At 71.1% G+C, this 18,645-nt stretch carries 23 protein-coding genes and 1 pseudogene; 6 read left to right on the top strand and 18 right to left on the bottom strand.

Features of this window, described 5'->3' with window-relative positions; all coding sequences use genetic code 11:
* Positions 1-50 precede the first annotated feature (50 nt).
* Positions 51-245, bottom strand: a complete 195-nt coding sequence (locus ACUY4T_RS01300; RefSeq protein ID WP_446017088.1) for a hypothetical protein — start codon at positions 243-245, stop codon at positions 51-53.
* Between the two features lie 105 nt (positions 246-350).
* On the opposite strand from ACUY4T_RS01300, the gene ACUY4T_RS01295 reads away from it, so the two are divergent.
* Complete coding sequence (locus ACUY4T_RS01295) at positions 351-803, top strand: hypothetical protein (RefSeq protein WP_446017087.1); 453 nt, start codon at positions 351-353, stop codon at positions 801-803.
* A gap of 333 nt (positions 804-1,136) precedes the next feature.
* On the top strand, positions 1,137-2,063 hold the full coding sequence (locus tag ACUY4T_RS01290; RefSeq protein ID WP_446017086.1) for a hypothetical protein: 927 nt from the start codon (positions 1,137-1,139) through the stop codon (positions 2,061-2,063).
* Positions 2,064-2,080: 17 nt separating this feature from the next.
* On the opposite strand, the gene ACUY4T_RS01285 is transcribed toward ACUY4T_RS01290, so the two are convergent.
* From ACUY4T_RS01285 to ACUY4T_RS01250, 8 genes and pseudogenes are all read right to left on the bottom strand, one after another.
* Positions 2,081-2,368: a hypothetical protein gene (locus ACUY4T_RS01285; protein WP_446017085.1), complete on the bottom strand. Its 288-nt coding sequence runs from the start codon at positions 2,366-2,368 to the stop codon at positions 2,081-2,083.
* Positions 2,369-2,439: 71 nt separating this feature from the next.
* A pseudogene (locus tag ACUY4T_RS01280) lies at positions 2,440-2,691 on the bottom strand (magnesium chelatase domain-containing protein); the annotation flags it as partial.
* Complete coding sequence (locus ACUY4T_RS01275) at positions 2,691-3,047, bottom strand: YraN family protein (RefSeq protein WP_446017084.1); 357 nt, start codon at positions 3,045-3,047, stop codon at positions 2,691-2,693. The pseudogene ACUY4T_RS01280 and the gene ACUY4T_RS01275, both read right to left, overlap by 1 nt.
* A 112-nt stretch (positions 3,048-3,159) precedes the next feature.
* A complete protein-coding gene (locus ACUY4T_RS01270) occupies positions 3,160-3,483 on the bottom strand; it encodes a DUF2469 family protein (protein ID WP_336571016.1) in 324 nt (107 codons plus the stop codon).
* 6 nt (positions 3,484-3,489) lie between these two features.
* Positions 3,490-4,176, bottom strand: a complete 687-nt coding sequence (gene rnhB, locus ACUY4T_RS01265) for a ribonuclease HII (protein WP_446017083.1) — start codon at positions 4,174-4,176, stop codon at positions 3,490-3,492.
* Position 4,177: 1 nt separating this feature from the next.
* Entirely contained in the window at positions 4,178-4,927 is a 750-nt protein-coding gene (gene lepB, locus ACUY4T_RS01260; protein ID WP_446017082.1) for a signal peptidase I, read from the bottom strand.
* A 78-nt stretch (positions 4,928-5,005) separates the two neighbouring features.
* Entirely contained in the window at positions 5,006-5,353 is a 348-nt protein-coding gene (rplS, locus tag ACUY4T_RS01255) for a 50S ribosomal protein L19 (RefSeq protein WP_446017081.1), read from the bottom strand.
* A 208-nt stretch (positions 5,354-5,561) separates the two neighbouring features.
* Positions 5,562-6,077 carry a hypothetical protein gene (locus tag ACUY4T_RS01250; protein WP_446017080.1) on the bottom strand — a complete coding sequence of 172 codons (516 nt, stop codon included), beginning with the start codon at positions 6,075-6,077 and terminating at the stop codon, positions 5,562-5,564.
* Between the two features lie 74 nt (positions 6,078-6,151).
* On the opposite strand from ACUY4T_RS01250, the gene map reads away from it, so the two are divergent.
* The gene (map, locus tag ACUY4T_RS01245; RefSeq protein WP_446017079.1) at positions 6,152-6,919 is read left to right on the top strand and encodes a type I methionyl aminopeptidase; all 768 of its coding nucleotides are present in this window, start codon (positions 6,152-6,154) and stop codon (positions 6,917-6,919) included.
* A gap of 51 nt (positions 6,920-6,970) precedes the next feature.
* On the opposite strand, the gene ACUY4T_RS01240 is transcribed toward map, so the two are convergent.
* From ACUY4T_RS01240 to rpsP, 5 genes are all read right to left on the bottom strand, one after another.
* Positions 6,971-7,729, bottom strand: a complete 759-nt coding sequence (locus ACUY4T_RS01240; RefSeq protein WP_446017078.1) for a sirohydrochlorin chelatase — start codon at positions 7,727-7,729, stop codon at positions 6,971-6,973.
* Between the two features lie 111 nt (positions 7,730-7,840).
* Entirely contained in the window at positions 7,841-8,551 is a 711-nt protein-coding gene (gene trmD, locus ACUY4T_RS01235) for a tRNA (guanosine(37)-N1)-methyltransferase TrmD (RefSeq protein WP_446017077.1), read from the bottom strand.
* 9 nt (positions 8,552-8,560) lie between these two features.
* Positions 8,561-9,232 carry a ribosome maturation factor RimM gene (gene rimM, locus ACUY4T_RS01230; RefSeq protein WP_446017076.1) on the bottom strand — a complete coding sequence of 224 codons (672 nt, stop codon included), beginning with the start codon at positions 9,230-9,232 and terminating at the stop codon, positions 8,561-8,563.
* A 1-nt stretch (position 9,233) separates the two neighbouring features.
* Positions 9,234-9,470 carry an RNA-binding protein gene (locus ACUY4T_RS01225; protein ID WP_446017075.1) on the bottom strand — a complete coding sequence of 79 codons (237 nt, stop codon included), beginning with the start codon at positions 9,468-9,470 and terminating at the stop codon, positions 9,234-9,236.
* A gap of 3 nt (positions 9,471-9,473) precedes the next feature.
* Positions 9,474-9,887 carry a 30S ribosomal protein S16 gene (gene rpsP / locus ACUY4T_RS01220; protein WP_446017074.1) on the bottom strand — a complete coding sequence of 138 codons (414 nt, stop codon included), beginning with the start codon at positions 9,885-9,887 and terminating at the stop codon, positions 9,474-9,476.
* Positions 9,888-10,108: 221 nt separating this feature from the next.
* On the opposite strand from rpsP, the gene ACUY4T_RS01215 reads away from it, so the two are divergent.
* Positions 10,109-11,254 (top strand): glutamate--cysteine ligase, encoded by a 1,146-nt coding sequence (locus ACUY4T_RS01215; RefSeq protein WP_446017073.1) that lies wholly within the window; start codon positions 10,109-10,111, stop codon positions 11,252-11,254.
* On the opposite strand, the gene ACUY4T_RS01210 is transcribed toward ACUY4T_RS01215, so the two are convergent.
* From ACUY4T_RS01210 to ftsY, 4 genes are all read right to left on the bottom strand, one after another.
* Positions 11,255-12,688: a GH1 family beta-glucosidase gene (locus ACUY4T_RS01210; protein ID WP_446017072.1), complete on the bottom strand. Its 1,434-nt coding sequence runs from the start codon at positions 12,686-12,688 to the stop codon at positions 11,255-11,257.
* 90 nt (positions 12,689-12,778) lie between these two features.
* Complete coding sequence (ffh, locus tag ACUY4T_RS01205; RefSeq protein WP_446017071.1) at positions 12,779-14,356, bottom strand: signal recognition particle protein; 1,578 nt, start codon at positions 14,354-14,356, stop codon at positions 12,779-12,781.
* A 63-nt stretch (positions 14,357-14,419) separates the two neighbouring features.
* Positions 14,420-14,908: a hypothetical protein gene (locus ACUY4T_RS01200; RefSeq protein WP_446017070.1), complete on the bottom strand. Its 489-nt coding sequence runs from the start codon at positions 14,906-14,908 to the stop codon at positions 14,420-14,422.
* An 11-nt stretch (positions 14,909-14,919) separates the two neighbouring features.
* Entirely contained in the window at positions 14,920-15,795 is an 876-nt protein-coding gene (ftsY, locus tag ACUY4T_RS01195) for a signal recognition particle-docking protein FtsY (RefSeq protein ID WP_446017069.1), read from the bottom strand.
* A gap of 158 nt (positions 15,796-15,953) precedes the next feature.
* Here ftsY and ACUY4T_RS01190 point away from each other — a divergent pair, with 158 nt between their 5' ends.
* Together ACUY4T_RS01190 and ACUY4T_RS01185 are read left to right on the top strand one after the other, a co-directional pair.
* A complete protein-coding gene (locus tag ACUY4T_RS01190) occupies positions 15,954-16,940 on the top strand; it encodes a TIGR03885 family FMN-dependent LLM class oxidoreductase (RefSeq protein WP_446017068.1) in 987 nt (328 codons plus the stop codon).
* A gap of 2 nt (positions 16,941-16,942) precedes the next feature.
* Complete coding sequence (locus ACUY4T_RS01185) at positions 16,943-18,607, top strand: alpha-amylase family protein (RefSeq protein ID WP_446017067.1); 1,665 nt, start codon at positions 16,943-16,945, stop codon at positions 18,605-18,607.
* The last annotated feature ends 38 nt before the right edge of the window (positions 18,608-18,645 follow it).

Here is an 18,645-nt window from a genome sequence, read left to right as displayed (position 1 = left end):
TCCGTGAACTCCCATCCCCCAGAAACCCGAAATCCGAAACCCGTCCGTGTTCAGACCGGGCGGACCCGGCCGATCGTCGGCGGGAACTCCGACATGTGCCGAGCGAACGCCGCCCGGCGCTGCTCGGAGTCTGGGATGCGTTCGACGGCTGCCAGCGAGCGCGCGGCGAGCGTCGAGCGCGAGGGCTGATACGGCGCGCCGCTCGCGGTGAGCGAGGGCGCCGTATGCTGCGAGTTGGTCTCCATCGGGTCCTCCTTGTCGACATCCTACAGTCAGAGGCCGTATCCGTAGTACAGTGCCCATATAGCACTGCTGGCAGTAGGGCCGAGTCGAGAGACAGGACCGTCATCATGCCCACTGCCGATATTCGTTCAGCGCTCCGCAGAGGCGTCGAGGAGCAGCGTGGTACTGGCGTACCACCCGACCGGGCAGACCTGTCCACGGCCGCGCAGGGGCGCGCGGGACCTGCCGAGCGGCCGACGCCGCAGCCGCCTGCGCTTGAAGCGCGAGCGGCGCAGCGGCGCACACTGAATGTGGTGCTGCGGGTGGCCTGCCCCGACCCGGCGCACTGGCATGCGCAGATCGGCGTGCCGTGCCGGACGGCGGACGCCGCGCACGAGTGGGGCTGGGTCTGCCTCCCCCGGATCGAGCACGAGGTGACCACCCGCGCCGAGCGCCAGCGGGCGGCGGCCGCTCGTCGCGCGCGCGCTGCCCGACGGCAGTGGCCCGCCCGTCGGGCCGCCCGGCGATCCGCGGAGCGGGCGCGCATCACGGCGCTGATCCACGAGGCGGCACAGCGATGAGGTACGAGCCGAGCCCATGGGATATCGCGCAGGCAGCCAGAGCGCGCGCCCAGAGCCGACGGCGCGAGAGAGAGGCCATGTGGGAGACGACTTCCCCGCCGGAGTCTTCGGCACCGGAACCGATGCCCAAATTGAATCTGAAGCCAAGGCAGAAGCCGGAGCCGCCGCCTCCGCCGCCTCCCCCGCCGCCGACCATTCCCGAAGGCTCGGTGATCTTGTCGCGGGAGGAGTACCAGGCCGTCAAGGCGCTCATGCGCGCCGTGCCCGAACTGAACACCGAGACCCGTGAACGCCGCCACCGCAGCCGCAGCCAGCGATTCTGAAGGAGGAGCCATGACCACCGAAATCATGACGATCACGACGACGGTGCCGCTCGGGTCGGGTGACCTAGCGTGCCTCGCGTGCGGCCAGACCGTGGCGCCGCCGCACCCCGAACGGGTCGACTTCGACGGCTGGCACTGGGCGGTGCTGGACGACCCGCGGCCGCGCACACCGCATACCGTGTCCCTTACCCGGTGCGATCACTGCCGCGAGGTGCATGAGCGCGCCGCGAGCCTGCTCGACGCGTACCCGCGAGTGCAGGCCCAGATGGGCAGCCGCAGCGTGGGCATGCACCGCGTGGAGGCCGCCCTGAACGCGCTTGACGCCATCGGACGCGGCATGCCGATTCACACTGACGGCAGTCTGCGACTCCTGGTCGAGCACATGACGGCTGCCGGGGTCGCGGTCCGGTGGGCTGCCCGATACTCCCCCGTGCGCACGAAGGATGCGCACGAGGGAGAGGCTGCGTCGCAACCCTGGGGACATGTAACCGAGTGGCAGTGGCATGACCTTCGCAAGGCGTTCGCAGGACTGCTGAACGCTCGCGTGGAGCGCCCGCTGCCGTATTCGTCACCGATCGGCGGCGGGTGCATGCTCTGCGGAGTCGAAACCGTCTCAGCCCTGCCGTCACAGGCGGCCGGCCTATGGACTCCGGCGACCGCAAGCCCGACTGCGATCGGTGGGCCACCGAGGCCGGAACGCTTGGGGGGCTACCTCTGCCCGACCTGCCAGCAAGCGCGCGAGGAGATCGGCGCGATCGGCCCCACGACGATGGAGCGCAGCATCATGCTCCACTTTGACGTGCAACGCCGGTCGCTGACCGCCACAGAACTCGTCGGCCTCGTCGGCTGGCTCGCCACAGGCCGAGACGAGCCGAACGAGCGTCCGTGGCAGCACGTGCCGAACATCGAGGCTCTCGCGGACGAACTTCGGGGGTAGTCGTCCGAAGCGTGCGGTCAGTCGCTATGCGAGGCGCAGATTCGTCCGGCTTCGATACCGCGACCGATCTGATAAACCTCCCCCGCCAACAGTCGCAGCGAGTCCGACAGCGCGTTGATGTCCGCCCGCAGACTCTCGATCGTGTCCGGCGACCCCTCGAGGTCATCCGCCGACTTGTACACGCGGTGCACGTTGTCGATGAGGCCGGTGATGGTCGTGAGGGCGACGAAACCAACTCCGCTCGGTGCCTGGGTGGCCCCGGGGAGCTCGTCGTAGTCGACCACGATGAGCGCCTTTTCTGTCATGCTCGAAGCGTATGGGTTTGCAGGCCAAACACAGAAAACCCCTGATCGCAAATACGTCAATTGCTTGGTTTTGACAGGTCGAAGCCCGAGCCGTGCTTCGGCAGCGATGCGGGCGAGAGGTTGACGGTCAGGCGGCGCGGCGGCAGCGGGCATCCGGCGTTCGTCGCGGCGGAGCGGACGCGTTCGCGAGCCTCTCCCAGTGCCGCATCGGGCAGCCCGATGATCACGAGCGAGGGCAGTTGGCTGGAGAGATCGGCCTCGACCTCGACGACCGACCCGACGAGGCCGACGAGGGCGATGGAGCGCGTGCGGGCGACCGGCATCAGCCGATCCGCTCGAGGTGCTCGACGATCGCCGGCGCGGCCGCCGGAGCGAGCACCGCCACGGCGTCGAGGCGGATACGCCCGCGCGGACCGTCGTGGGCGTCGCACCAGGCGAGCGCGAGGCGGCGGAGCCGTGCGAGCTTGCGCGCCGTGATCGCCTCGAACGGGTGACCGTACCCGTCGCCGGCGCGGGTCTTCACCTCGACGAAGACCGTCTCGTCGCCGTCGCGGAGGACGAGGTCGAGTTCGCCGTGCGGGCAACGCCAGTTGCGATCGATGACGCGCATGCCGCGCGCCTGCAGGTGGTCGGCGGCGAGCTGTTCGCCGCGCCGACCGAGTTCGATGTGGTGGGCCATGGGCCCAGCGTGCCGCGCCGGACGTCGAGGTCACGGCCCGTCGCTCGCCGACGAGCGGGATGGCGCGGGCGCCCGACCTGTGCAGGAGCAGTGCCGCCCGTTCCCGCGCGAGCTACTCCTCGAGCGCGAGGTCCTTCGGCAGCTCGAACTCGCGCGTCGCCAGCTCCTCGACGTTGACGTCCTTGAAGGTGAGCACGCGCACGGCCTTGACGAAGCGGTCGGCGCGGTAGACGTCCCACACCCAGACGTCCTTCATCGACAGCTCGAAGTAGAAGTCGTGCTCGGTGTCGCGGCGCACCAGCTCGACCTCGTTCGCGAGGTAGAAGCGGCGCTCGGTCTCGACCACGTACTTGAACTGCGACACGATGTCGCGGTACTCGCGGTAGAGCGCCAGCTCCACTTCCCGGTCGTAGTCTTCGAACTCGTCCTCATCCATCGCTGATCATCCTACTTCGAGGTCGAACAGCGACGGCGCCGCCTCCGTGGTGCGCTCGTGCAGCCAGGTCCGCCGGTGCAGGCGGTCGGGACCGTGCTCGGCGATCGCGGCGAAGTGCGCGGGGCTGGAGTAGCCCTTGTTCTCGTTCCAGAAGTACCGGGGGGTCGTCTCGTGCGCCTGCCGCATGAAGCGGTCGCGGTGCACCTTCGCGATGACGGATGCCGCGGCCACCGACGCGCAGTCGCGATCGGCCTTGATCCGCGTGATGACCTGCGCGCGGTGCTCGATGGACTGGCTCAGCCAGTCGTAGTTCCCGTCGAGCAGCAGCGGCGCGCCCGCCACGATCCCCCGGTCGATACCCAGTCCCGCGAACGCGCGGGCGCCCGCCAGCCCCAGGCACGCCATGATGCCGAGCCGGTCGATCTCCTCCGCGCTCGCCTCGCCGACGGCCGAGGCGATCACCCATGACGCGGCGCGCGGGGCGAGCAGCTCGCGCTTGGGCTCCGGGAGGAGCTTGGAGTCGCGGAGGCCCGCCGGCATCCGCCGGACCCCCGCATCGATCACCACCATGCCGACCGCGACGGGGCCGGCCAGCGCCCCGCGGCCGACCTCGTCGCAGGCGAGGACCACGGGCGCTCCCCCGGCCAGCAGGTCGCGCTCGATCTTGAGGGACGGCACGCCGGCGGGGCTCACCTCACTCGGCTCCCTCGTCGACGCCGGAGAACACCTCGGGATAGTTGTCGAGCCAGGTCCAGTGCGAGATCGGCCAGCTCACCACGACGGCGCGCCCGACGACGTTGTCGATCGGCACGAAGCCCTCGAGCGGCGTCTCGGTGTTGTAGCGCGAGTCCTTCGAGTTGTAGCGGTTGTCGCCCATCACCCAGAGCGAGCCCTCGGGCACGACGACCTCGAAGTCGTCGCGCGAGACCTTGGTCTCGCCGGGCGGCAGCGCCACGTAGGGCTCGTCGAGCGGCACGCCGTTGACGGTCATCTGCCCGAGCGCGTTGCAGCAGGCGACCGAGTCGCCCGGCAGGCCGATCACGCGCTTGACGAGGTGGTCGTTCGAGTCGGGAGCGGACAGTCCGACGAACGCGAGGAACCAGTCCATGGCGGCGACGAGCGGCGGCTGCTCCTCCTCCACCCGTGCGGGAAGCCACCCGCCGGGATCCTTGAAGACGACCACGTCGCCGCGCTCGATCTCGCCGAGCTCGGGGACCAGCTGGTTCACGATGATGCGGTCGTCCTGCACGAGGGTCTGCTCCATCGACTGCGACGGGATGAAGAAGGACCGGATCAGGAACGTCTTGATGAGGAACGAGACGAGCACCGCGACCACGAAGATCACGACGAGGTCGCGCAGGAACAGCAGGACGCTCCGACGGCGCGACGGCGGCGTCTCGGAGTTGGCGCGTGCATCGCGCATGGTGCGTGTGTCTTCTGTCATGAAAATGGCTCGAGCTCCCCGACCCAGTCTAGGGGTGGGGAGCTCGAGCGGATGACGCGTCGGGGCGGCGAGAGCCGATCAGCTGTCGCGCTTCTCCTTGATCTTCGCCTTCTTGCCGCGGAGCTCGCGGAGGTAGTACAGCTTCGCGCGGCGCACGTCGCCTCGGGTGACGACCTCGATGTGGTCGATCACCGGGGAGTGGACCGGGAACTTGCGCTCGACGCCGACCTGGAAGCTGATCTTCCGGACGGTGAAGGTCTCGCGGACGCCCTCGCCCTGACGGCCGATGACGACGCCCTGGAAGACCTGGATTCGCGAGCGGGTGCCTTCGACGATGTTCACGTGCACCTTGACGGTGTCGCCGGGGCGGAAGTCGGGGATGTCCGAGCGGAGGCTCGCGGCGTCGACGTGGTCGAGGATGTGCATGATGGTTCGCTCTCTGCGCCCGCCACCGGTCGAACGCGGATCATGGATGGAAGTGTCTGGTGCCGCGTCGCGCGATCACTCGCGTCATGCGGGCCCCCCGGAGGCAGGGCCATGCGGCGGCACAATCGTCCATTCTGCCAGACGCGGGGCCCGACGGCCAAAATCCGGTGACGGATGCCGCGGGCACGACGCCCGCGGTGCGAACGCCTCAGTCGCGCCGCTGCTCCCAGGACCGCTCCTCGCGGATGACGATGACCTCGCCGGCGTCGGTCGTCCGCCGCGTACCGGTCTCGCCCGCTCCGGGCGCGCCGCCGGACGCGGCGATCCGCTCGTACTCCTCCATCGTGGCGCGCACGCGACGGGCCCCGTCGCTCAGCAGCCGCCACACCGCGTACCAGAACGCGGCGATGGCGCCGATCATCGCGAGGATGGCGAAGGTGATGCCGGTGGGTCCGTACAGCCCCGCGGCGACGATCAGCAGGTGCCAGGCGCCGAGCACCGCGACATCCGCCCAGTCGACCGCCTTCGCGCGGCGCACGTCGGGCCGTGCCGCGACGATGAGGGCCACGACGCCCAGCGAGACGAAGGCGATCGGCGCCGCGAACATCAGGCCGATGACGCCCCAGCCGCTCGACCCGAAGATGGCGTACCCGATCAGCAGCCACACGGGCAGCGCGACGGCGGCGATGAACTGCCACCGGTAGAACGCGCGACGGATGAGCATGTGGCCAGCGTACCCGCGTCGGGAGGGGCCGTCGCCGGGTGTTCACTCAGGGCGGACCGGGCAGAATAGAGGACGTGATCGAACTGAGGACCCCCGCCGAGATCGAGCAGATGCGACCCGCCGGCCGCTTCGTCGCGAGCGTGCTCGAGGCCACGTCGAAGGCCGCGGCCCCCGGCGTGAACCTGCTGGAGCTCGACGCGCTCGCGCACGACATGATCCGCGACGCCGGCGCCACCAGCTGCTACATCGACTACCACCCGTCATTCGGCGGCAGCCCCTTCGGCAAGGTGATCTGCACCTCGGTGAACGACGCCGTGCTGCACGGCCTGCCGCACGACTACGCGCTGAAGGACGGCGACCTGCTGAGCCTGGACTTCGCCGCCTCGGTCGACGGCTGGGTCTCGGACTCCGCGATCTCGGTGGTCGTCGGCACCCCCCGCGACGAGGACCTGCGCCTGATCGACACGACCCGGCGCGCACTCGACGCCGGCATCGCCGCAGCCCGACCGGGCAACCGCATCGGCGACATCTCGCGGGCCATCGCCGACGTGGCGAAGGCGGAGGGGCTCTCGATCAACACGGACTTCGGCGGCCACGGCGTCGGCCGGACCATGCACGGCGAACCGCACGTCCCGAACAACGGCCGGCCGGGCCGCGGGCTCCCGCTCAAGCCCGGACTGGTGATCGCGATCGAGCCGTGGTTCCTGCACACCACCGACCGGATCTTCACCGACCCCGACGGGTGGACCCTCCGCAGCGTCGACGGCTCCCGCGGCGCCCACTCCGAGCACACCGTGGCGATCACCGACGGCGACCCGCTGGTGCTGACGCAGCGCGGCTGACCCGCGTCGCCGAGCGCCCGTCCGGGCGGACGGCGCGCGTCGACGGCCCCGTCAGGCACGCTCGCGCTGCTCCGCCCCCACCGCGGCGTACCGGTCGAGCACGAGTTCGACGAGGGCCGGCGGCGCCGGCTCGTCGGGCAGCATCAGCGGACGGGCGATCGCGTCGGCGCCCGACCCCGCGGCCTGGTCGTAGAACGTGCCGGGGGCGAGCAGGTACGGCACGACCAGCACCCTCGAACCGGGGTGCACCTCGCGGATCATCTCGATCGCGTCGGGCAGCCTCGGGATGGCGGCGGCGATGAACCCCGCGGTCACCGAGCGGCCCAGTCGATGGCCGAGCCTCCGCGCGGTCTCGAAGCACTCGCGCACGGCGCGCGGGTCGTTGGAGCCGGCCGCGGCCAGCAGCACGCTGTCGCCCTCGGTGTCGCCCAGTTCGTGGAGTCGCTGGGCCAGGACCTCGACGAGGCGGTCGTCGGGACCCAGCTCGGGGGCCAGCCGTGCGGAGGCGCCAAGGCGGTCGAGCCCGAGCGAGAGACCGGTCCGGACGTGGAACCCCGCGGACAGCACGAGCGGGACGATGACCGCGTCCGGCTCCGCGGCGGTCGCGAGCGCGGACCCGACGTCGGCGTGCTGCGCGTCGACGAACGTGATCGAGACGCCGAGGTCGGGGCGGGCCGACGCGACGGCGTCGACGAGGCGGATGACCGCTGCGCGGTTCGCCGTGGACGGGGCGCCGTGCGTCACCGCGACGAGGCGGAGGGGCGGGAGGCCGACCCGATCCGACGCCTCGGATCCACTCGGACGATCCATCTGCCGACCCGCGCTTTCCGGCGGGATCCGGTGTCGCCCGCCGTGACCGACGCTATGCAGGACGTGTTTCGCGAAGCGCACCCGCGTGTTTCCGGCGCGTGAAGACTGGCCTCAGTCGGGTGGTGCGGGCGCGTCGTCCGGCAGGAGCTCGGGGCGGACGCGCCGGGTGCGCTCGAGCTGCTGCTCGCGCCGCCACCCGGCCACGCGGCCGTGGTGGCCGGACAGGAGCACGGGCGGCACCTCGAGCCCGCGCCAGACGGCCGGCTTGGTGTAGCTGGGGTACTCGAGCAGCCCGTCCTCGTGCGATTCCTCGACGAGGCTCTCCGGGTTGCCGACGACACCGGGGACCAGACGCCCGGCCGCCTCGATCATGGCCATCACGGCGACCTCGCCGCCGTTCAGGACGTAGTCGCCGAGGCTGATCGGGCGCACGCGCATGCGCGTCGCGTAATGGTCGACGACGCGCTGGTCGATGCCCTCGTAGCGGCCGCACGCGAACACGAGGTGGTCCTCGGCGGCGAGCTCGCGCGCGACCGCCTGGGTGAACGGCTCGCCGGCCGGCGACGGCACCACCAGCAGCGCGTCGGAGGCGTCGTCGCCGACGATCGAGTCGAGCGCCTCGCCCCAGGGCTCGGGCTTCATCACCATCCCGGCGCCGCCGCCGTACGGGGTGTCGTCGACGGTGCGATGCCGATCGTGCGTGAAGTCGCGGAGGTCGTGCGTGCGGACCTCGATCAGGCCGGTCTGGCGCGCCTTGCCGAGCAGCGACAGGTCGAGCACGTCGAAGAACGACGGGAAGATCGTGACGATGTCGATGCGCATCGCCGCCCCCTAGTCGGCGTCGGCGTCGCGGTCGGGCGATGCGGATGCCGCGTCGGGGGCTCCGGCGGCATCGTCCGCCTCGGCGACGTCCGCCGCGGCGTCGCCGGTCCCGGCATCGTCCGCCTCGGCGACGTCGGGCTCGGGCAGGTCCTCGAAGAGCCCGGCGGGGGGCGTGACCGTCAGGGTGCCGGCATCGAGGTCGACCTCGGGCACGATGGCGGAGACGAACGGGACCATCACCTCGCGACCCTCGGCCCGAACCACGAGCAGGTCCTGGGCGGGGAGGTGGTCGACGTGCGCGACCTCGCCGACCCGGACGCCGTCGCGGAGGACGGCGAGTCCGACGAGCTGGTGGTCGTACCAGGCGTCGGGCTCGGGCTCCTCGTCGGCGGGCTGGTCGACCCAGAGGATCGCCTTGACGAGGCCCTCGGCGGCCGTCCGGTCGTCGACGCCGTCGAAGAACCCGACGGGGTGGCCGTTGTACCAGCGCAGCTCGCGCAGCACGATCGTCCGGCCGTGCCACGGCGACGACTCGGGCACCTGCAGCGAGAACTCCGCTCCGGGGACGAACCGGCGCTCGGGGTCGTCGGTGTACAGCTCGAGCTTGATGGCGCCCTTCAGCCCGTGGGCCTTGGTGAGACGCCCGACGCGCAGCTGCTGGGCGCGGGGTGCCGCGGCCACGTCAGTCGTCGACGTCGACGACGTCGACGCGGACTCGGCGGCCGTCGGCGAGGGCGGTCACGACCGTGCGCAGCGCCTTGGCGGTGCGGCCGGCGCGACCGATGACGCGGCCGAGGTCCTCGGGGTGCACGTGCACCTCGAGGACCTCGCCGCGTGCGCTCGACGCGGAGGTGACCTTCACGTCGTCGGGGTGATCGACGATCCCCTTGACGAGGTGTTCGAGCGCGGAAGCGAGCAAGGCCTACGCCTCGTCCGACGCGGTCTCGGCGGACTCCTCGGCGGGCTCCTCGGCCTTGGCCGGCTTCTCGGCCTTCGGCTTCACGACCGACTTCTTCGCGTCGTCGACCTGGTACTCGGCCTTGGGCTCGGCGGTGCGGACGGTGCTCTTGGCGTTCTTGTCGCCCTTGAACTTGCCCCAGTCGCCGGTGAGCTTGAGGATCGCCATGACCTGCTCGGTCGGCTGCGCGCCGACGCCGAGCCAGTACTGGGCGCGGTCGGAGTCGACCTCGATGAACGAGGGCTCCTCGGTGGGGTGGTACTTGCCAATCTCCTCGATCACGCGACCGTCGCGCTTGGTGCGCGAGTCGGCGACGACGATGCGGTAGTACGGGGCACGGATCTTGCCGAGCCGCTTGAGGCGGATCTTGACAGCCACGATTCTCCTGAGATGTTGTGAGGTAGGCGAACTGACAGCCGTGAGCGTGGGGTGCACACCCGGCGGAAGCTCAAAGGTGCCCTGCGCCGCCGGATAGAGGGTCGGGCGGTACAGAACTCGACTGACCATTCTTGCAGATTTCGCCCCGCGGCGATAATCGCCGCGGTGCGTGGCAAGATGAGCGCACGCCGCAGCAGCGGCACGGACGACAGGGGGCTCGCATGTCGATCGAGTTCGCGCGCTCCGCGCGCTCCTCCGTGGGCATCGAGTGGGAGCTCGCGATCGTCGAGCGCGGCAGCGGCGAGCTCGCCTCGGTGGGCGACCGCGTGCTCGCCGAACTCGACGGAGCCGACGGCTCGCCGCATCCGTTCATCACCTCGGAGCTGCTCACGAACACCGTCGAGCTCGTCAGCGGCGTGCACGATCGTGTCGCCGGCGCGGTCGACGACCTCACAGGCCAGGTCGCCGAGGTGCGCGCGGTGCTCGACCGGATCGGCGAGTACGAGCTCATCTGCAGCGGCTCGCACCCGTTCAGCCAGTGGTACGACCAGCGCCTCACCGACAAGCCGCGGTACCACAAGCTCATCGAGCGCACGCGGTGGTGGGGGCGCCTCATGATGATCTGGGGCATCCACGTGCACGTCGGCATCGAGGAGCGCGACAAGGCGCTGCCGATCCTCGACGGCATGCTCGCGTACGTGCCGCACCTGCAGGCGCTGTCGGCGTCGAGCCCGTACTGGGCGGGCGTCGAGACCGGGTACGCGTCGAACCGCGCGCTGATGTTCCAGCAGCTCCCCACGGCGGGCCTGCCGTATCCGCTGCCGGACTGGGGGGCGTACGAGCGCTACGTCGACGACCTCGTCCGCACCGGCGTCATCGAGGACCACACCGAGGTGCGGTGGGACATCCGTCCGTCCCCGCGCTGGGGCACGATCGAGGTGCGCGTCTGCGACGGGGTGTCGTCCGCCGAGGAGATCGGCGCGATCGCGGCGCTCATCCAGTGCCTCGTCGAGTGGATGTCCGAACGCCTCGACCGCGGCGAGACGCTCACGGTGCTCCAGCCCTGGTACGTCCGCGAGAACAAGTGGCGCGCGGCCAGGTACGGCATGGACGCCGAGGTGATCACGGACGCCGCGGGCACCGAGCGCCACGTGGCCGACGACCTGCGCGAGCTGCTGACGACGCTCGCGCCGTACGCCGACCGGCTGGGCTGCGCGGACGAGCTCCAGCGCGTGCGTCGGACGCTCGACGGCGGTGCGAGCTACCAGCGCCAGCTGCGCGTGGCGGAGGCGCACGGCGGCGAGCTCACGGCCGTCGTCGCGCACCTCGCCCGCGAGCTGCGCGAGGGGACCGTTCCCCGGCCCTGACTACGCCGGGATGCGCCGGGTGCGGATCAGCTCGGCGAACCAGCGCGCGCTCGCCTTGGGCAGCCGCTCGAGGGTGTCGTAGTCCACGCGCACGATCCCGAAGCGCTTGGAGTAGCCGTAGCCCCACTCGAAGTTGTCGAGCAGCGACCACACCTGGTATCCGCGGAGGTCGACCCCGCGCGCCATCGCCCGGTGGGCCGCCGTGAAGTGCCGGCGCAGGTAGTCGATGCGGTCGAGGTCGTCCACCTCGGGACCCTCCGGCCCCTCGACGACGACGTCGTCGAACGCGGCGCCGTTCTCCGTCACCATCAACGGCACCTCCGGATAGGCGCCGTGCAGGGCCACGAGGAGGTCCTCGAGGCCCGAGGGATCGATGTTCCACCCCATGGCCGTGTACGGGCCGGGCTGCTGGAGGAACTCGACGTGCTCCGAGCCGGGCCACGCCGTGCCGCCCATGTCCTTGTGGCCGTCGGCGTTCGATCGGGGCGACACGCCGTCCCACAGCCGCACCGTCACGGTCGAGTAGTAGTTGACCCCGAGCAGGTCGATGGGCTGGGCGATCAGGTCGGCGTCGCCCGGCTTCACGAACGACCAGTCGGTGACGGCGGCCGTGTCCTCGACCACGTCCGCCGGGTAGCCGTCGCCGAAGATCGGGCCGAGGAAGACCCGGTTGGCGAGCCCGTCGATGCGCCGGGCGGCCTCGTGTCCGGTCTCGCCGGACGGCCGGATGACGTGCAGGTTCAGCGTGATCGAGAAGTCGGGATCGTTGGTGACGACCTCCCGCAGGGCCCGCACGGCGAGCCCGTGGGCGAGGTTCAGGTGATGCACCGCCGCGAGGGCCTCCGCCCCGTCGAGGTGCCCCGGCGCGTGCGCGCCCGAGCCGTAGCCCAGGTAGGCCGAGCACCACGGTTCGTTGAGCGTGGTCCATACGGCGACGCGCGAGCCGAGCCGCTCCCCCATGATCCGCGCGTAGTCGGCGAACGCCTCGGCGGTCGCGCGGTTCGTCCAGCCGCCCTCGTCCTCGAGCGCCTGCGGAAGGTCCCAGTGGTAGAGCGTCGCGATGGGGCGGATGCCGCGGGCCAGCAGCCCCTCGACGAGCCGCTCGTAGAACGCGAGGCCGGCCTCGTTCGCCGGCCCGCGCCCGGTGGGCTGGATGCGGGGCCACGCGATCGAGAACCGGTACGCCTCCAGCCCGAGCTCGGCCATGAGGTCGAGGTCGGACTCCCAGCGGTGGTAGTGGTCGCAGGCCACGTCGCCGTTGTCGTCGTTCGAGACCTTCCCCGGCGTGTGGCTGAACGTGTCCCAGATCGACGGGCCGCGACCATCCTCCCGGACGGCTCCCTCGATCTGGTAGGACGCGGTCGCGGAACCCAGCAGGAAGTCGCTCGCGAACTCGAGGCCCGAGTCGCGGTAGTCGGCGTTGCCCGTGCTCATGGTCGTCCCCCCGAGGCGATCGGCGCGACGCCGCGTTCGCGGCGCCACGGCTTCACCCTAGTGCGGCCCCGCGGCGAGCGCGCGAACGCGTCAGCGACCGAGGAACTTCTGCAGCGCCGCGAGGTCCTCCTCGCTCGGCGCGCCCTTCGGGCCGCCCGCGCCGAGGCCGAAGCCCGATCCGCTCGCGCCGCCCTGCGTCGCGGGCGTCACTCCCGATGCGAGCGCGGCGTTCTCGGCCGCGCGCTTGGCCGGGTTGCCCGACCGCGAACCCGACTTCTTCTTGTTCTTCGCCGCCTGGCGCTTCCCGCCGCCGTAGCCGCCCGCGCCGGGGATCGGGCCCATGCCCGGCACCTGGGGGACGCCGCCGCGCGCGACGGTCTTCATCATCTTCGCCGCCTGCTCGAAGCGCTGCACGAGCTGGTTCACGTCGGTGACCGTCATGCCGGAACCCCGGGCGATGCGGAGGCGCCGCGAGCCGTTGAGGATCTTCGGATTGCGCCGCTCGGCGGGGGTCATCGACTGGATGATCGCCTCGGTCCGCACGATCTCGCGCTCGTCGAAGTTCTCGAGCTGCTGTTTCATCCCGCCGGCGCCGGGCAGCATGCCGAGCATCTTCTTGATCGAGCCGGCGCCGCGGAGCTGCTGCATCTGCTTGAGGAAGTCCTCGAGCGTGAACTGCTCGGTCGCGAGCTTCTCGGCGACCGCGAGCGCCTCCTCCTCGTCGAAGGCCTGCTGGGCCTGCTCGATGAGGGTGAGGATGTCGCCGAGGTCGAGGATGCGGCTCGCCATGCGGTCGGGGTGGAACGGCTCGAAGTCGTCCAGGGTCTCGCCGGTGGAGGCGAAGATGATCGGGCGCCCGGTGACGGATGCGACCGAGAGGGCGGCACCGCCGCGCGCGTCGCCGTCGAGCTTGGAGAGCACGACGCCGGTGAAGTCGACACCCTCCTGGAACGCCTTCGCGGTCGAGACGGCGTCCTGGCCGATCATCGCGTCGATGACGAACAGGACCTCGTCGGGGTTCGTCGCCTTGCGGATGTTCGCGGCCTGCTTCATCATCTCGGCGTCGACGCCGAGGCGGCCCGCGGTGTCGATGATGACGACGTCGTGCTGCGCGCGCTGCGCATGCGCGACCGCGTCCTTCGCGACGCGCACCGGATCGCCGACGCCGTTGCCGGGCTCGGGCGCGAAGACCTGCACGCCGGCCTGCTCGCCGACGACCTGGAGCTGGTTGACGGCGTTGGGACGCTGGAGGTCGGCGGCGACGAGCATCGGCGTGTGGCCGTCCTTCTTCAGCCACTTCGCGAGCTTGCCGGCGAGGGTCGTCTTGCCCGCGCCCTGGAGGCCGGCGAGCATGATCACGGTCGGCGGGTTCTTGGCGAACTGCAGCCGGCGCTGCTGGCCGCCGAGGATGCCGACGAGCTCCTCGTTCACGATCTGGACGACCTGCTGCGCCGGGTTGAGCGCGCGGTTCACCTCGTCGCCGAGCGCGCGCTCGCGCACGGTCGCGGTGAACGACTTCACCACGTCGAGCGAGACGTCGGCGTCGAGCAGCGCGCGCCGGATCTCGCGGACGGTGCCGTCGACGTCGGCAGCGGAGAGCTTGCCCTTGGTGCGGAGGTTCTTGAACGTCTCGGTGAGACGGTCGGAGAGGGTGCCGAACGTAGCCATGATGCGCCCCAGTCTAGATGGGCGCGCCGAGCGCCCGCGGACCGTCGGCCCGGATCGGGCGGGTCACCCCTCGAAGCGCACGTCGACGATCTCGCGCTGGACGTCGATCGCCGCCACGAGCCGCTGGTCGGTGTCCTCCGCGGCCAGCCCGTACTCGAACTCGGCGAAGGTCTCGCCGGGACCGTCCGCATCGGGCCGCAGGTCGACCCGCGTGAGCGACATCGAGCGCAGGGCGTCGATCTGGCGGTCCCCCGAGTCTCGGCCGATCGCGGCCTCGACCTCGTCGGCCTGTTCGAGCGCGGGGTCGAGCATCGCGGCCAGGAAGCGCATGACGGGCGAGGACGAGGCATCCAGCTGGGTCACGAACGCGCCGCGCAGTTCGTCGTCGACGAGCTCGAGCTCGCCCACGAGCGTCGCCGCGGCATCGAGCGCGGCGGTCGAGACGAGGTCGGCGTCGGCGTCGAGGACGACCTCGACGCGCTGGTCGCCGTACTCGACCTCCTCCGACCAGTAGTCGCCGATCAGTCCGAAGTAGTCGTGCTCCATCGACATGCGTCTCCTCCTCAGCCGACCAGTTGCTGCGCGAACACGTGCGGGGTGAACCCGGTGAGGTCGCCGATGCCCTCGCCCTGCCCGATCAGCTTGATCGGCAGGCCCGTCTTCTCCTGCACCGCGATGACGAAGCCGCCCTTGGCGGACCCGTCGAGCTTGGTGAGCACGAGGCCGGTGACGCCGCCGTGCTGGATGAACGCCTCGGCCTGCGCGAGCCCGTTCTGGCCGGTGGTCGCGTCGAGCACGAGCAGCACCTCGCTGACCGGCGCCTGCTTCTCGACCACGCGGCGGATCTTGCCGAGCTCGTCCATGAGCCCGCCCTTGGTGTGCAGCCGTCCGGCGGTGTCGATGATGACCATCTCGGTGCCGGTGCGCTTGGCGTAGTCGACGGTCTGGAAGGCCACCGACGCCGGGTCCTGCCCCTCCCGCTCCGGTCGCACCACCTCGGCGCCGGCGCGCTGCGCCCAGGTCGCCAGCTGGTCGACCGCGGCCGCCCGGAAGGTGTCGGCCGCGCCGACGACGACGCTGCGCCCGTAGTTGCGGAGGAACTTCGCGAACTTGCCGATCGTGGTGGTCTTCCCGACGCCGTTGACGCCGACCACGAGCACGACCGCGGGGCGCTCGGTGAGCTTCAGCGTCGGGTCGTACTTCGACAGGCGCTCCTCGACGAGCTCGCGCAGCATCCGCTGCACGTCCCTCGGGTCCGTCGTGCGGTAGCGCTCGACCTGCGCCTTGATGCGGTCCACGATCTCCTCGGTCACGGCCGGACCGAAGTCGGCGCGGATCAGCGCCGACTCGAGGTCGTCCCAGGTGTCCTCGTCGATCGTCTTCGCGCCGAACACGTTGCGGAGGGTCGACCCGAGCGACCACGATGCGCGTTCTGCCATGACCACCAGCCTAGGGGCGCGCGGATGCCCCCGCCGCCGCCCGCCGGCCCGCCGCGAGGCGGATCGCGCCCGCGATAGCCCCGGCGCGGGGGGCTCGCAAGGCCTTGTCGCGCCGCAGCGCGTGCGCGAGCATCGAACGCGGACGGAAGGAGACCCCCATGCCCCTCGTCGGATTCCACGCGTCTCACGAGCAGTTGCCCCCGAGTGCGCTCCTCGACGCGGTCGTTCAGGCGGAGCAGGCCGGCTTCGGCGCCGCCATGTGCAGCGACCACCTGGCGCCATGGAGCCTCAGGCAGGGTCACTCCGGGTACGCCTGGTCGTGGCTGGCCGCGGCGCTGCAGGCGACCTCGTTCACGCTCGGCGTGGTGACGGCGCCGGGCCAGCGCTACCACCCGGTGATCGCGGCGCAGAAGATCGCCACGCTCGGCGAGATGTTCCCGGGCCGCTTCTGGGCGGCGATCGGCAGCGGCGAGCGGATGAACGAGCACGTCACCGGCGACGGATGGCCCGAGAAGGACGTGCGCGACGCCAAGCTGGCCGAGACCATCGACGTCATGCGCCGTCTCCTCGCGGGCGAGCAGGTCGACCACGACGGCCTGATCACGGTGCACCAGGCCAGGCTCTGGAGCCTGCCGGAGACGACGCCCGCGCTGCTGGCCGCGGCCGTGAGCACCGAGACGGCGGCGGAGACCGCGGAATGGGCCGACGGGGTCATCACGGTCGACCAGGAGGCGCCCGCGCTGCGCGAATTCATGCAGGCCTACCGGGGCGCGGGCGGCCGCGGGCCGATCTGCGTGCAGGTGCACCTCAGCTGGGCCCCCACCGACGACGAGGCGCGCCGGATCGCGCACGACCAGTGGCGCCAGTCGCTCGTTCCCCCGCACCTGGCCTGGGAGCTCGAGCAGCCGGAGGACTTCGACGAGCGGACGGCCGACGCCGGCGTCGACGACGTCGCCGACACGCTGCTCGCGTCATCCGACACCGCCCGGCACCTCGACGCGCTGCTGGAGCTCGCCGAGCTCGGAGTGGACCGCATCTACCTCCACCACGTCGGCCAGGAGCAGCGCGGGTTCATCGACGCGTTCGGCGAGCACGTGCTGCCGGAGCTGTCGAAGGCCGGCGTCGCGGCGAGCGCGGGGAGCTGAGCATGCGCGCGACCGACCGCGGCGACCTGTGGTGGAAGACCGCCGTCGTCTACTGCCTCGACGTCGAGACCTTCATGGACTGGGACGACGACGGGTGCGGCGACTTCGGCGGGCTCGCCCGACGACTCGACCACCTGGCCGAGCTCGGGGTGACCTGCATCTGGCTCATGCCGTTCCAGCCCTCGCCCGACCTCGACGACGGCTACGACATCGTCGACTTCATGAACGTCGACCCGAGGTACGGGTCGCTCGGCGATGTCGTCGCGTTCATCCGCGCCGCCCGCGACCGCGGCATCCGCGTGATCATGGACCTCGTCATGAACCACACCTCGGACCGCCATCCGTGGTTCCAGGCCGCCAAGCGCAGCCGCTCGTCGAAGTACCGCGACTTCTACGTGTGGCGCGACGAGATCCCGCCGAACCCGGCCGAGAGCGTCTTCCCCGGCGAGGAGGACGGCGTGTGGGAGTGGCACGAGCCCACCGGCCAGTACTACCTGCACTCGTTCTACTCCCACCAGCCCGACCTCAACATCGCCAACCCCGCAGTGCGCGACGAGATCGCGAAGACCGTCGGATTCTGGCTGCAGATGGGCGTGGCCGGGTTCCGCGTCGACGCCGTGCCGTTCCTCATCGAGCCCCCCGAGGGCGAGGACCTCGGCGACCCGCACGAGCTCATGCGCGACCTGCGCCGGTACCTCCAGCGACGCGCGAGCGAGGCGATCCTGCTCGGCGAGGTCAACCTGCCCTACGAGCAGCAGCTCGAGTACTTCGGGCGCGAGGGCGACCCGGAGGAGCTCACGCTCCAGTTCGACTTCGAGGCCATGCAGCGGCTCTACCTCGCCCTCGCCAGGCAGGACGCGACGCCGCTCGTGGAGACCCTCGCCAGGCGGCCGGCCCTCGAGGACGAGAAGCAGTGGGCGAACTTCGTGCGCAACCACGACGAGCTCACGCTCGACAAGCTCTCCGACGACGAACGGCAGGAGGTCTTCGACGCCTTCGCGCCCGAGGACTGGATGCGCGTCTACGGCCGCGGGATCGTGCGGCGGCTTCCCCCGATGCTCGAGGGCGACCCGCGGCGCGTCCGCATGGTCTACAGCCTGATGTTCTCCCTTCCCGGCACGCCCGTGCTGTTCTACGGCGAGGAGATCGGCATGGGCGAGAACGGCGAGCAGGAGAAGCGCCAGGCGGTCCGGACGCCGATGCAGTGGTCGGCGGCGAAGAACGGCGGGTTCTCGCGCGCCGCGCCGAGCCGACTCGTCGCGACCCCGCCCGCCGACGGCTACGCGCCGGAGCACGTGAACGTGCAGGCGCAGATGCACGACCCCGACTCGATGCTGTCCACGATGAAGGGGCTGATCGCCCGCTACCGCAGCTCGCCCGAGATCGGCTGGGGCGCGTTCGAGCTGCTCGACGCCGGCGATCCCGCGGTCATCGCGCACCGCATCACGGAGGACGACCTGCGGTTCGTCGCCCTGCACAACTTCGCCCCGCGCCCCGTCACGGTCCGGCTCGAACTCGGCGACCTGCCGGAGGCGGCGGTGCTGTCCGACCTGTTCGAGACGGGGACCGAGGAGATCGACGAGCACGGGCGCGCGGAGGTCCAGCTCGACGCGTACGGCTACCGCTGGTTCCGCGTGCTGGCGCCGGGCGACCGCCGGCTCACCTGAGGCCGGGGCCCACCGGGCGGATGCCGCGCAGGCGGCAT

Source organism: Agromyces arachidis (assembly GCF_052805135.1).
This window is presented reverse-complemented; position numbering and strand designations above follow the sequence as displayed.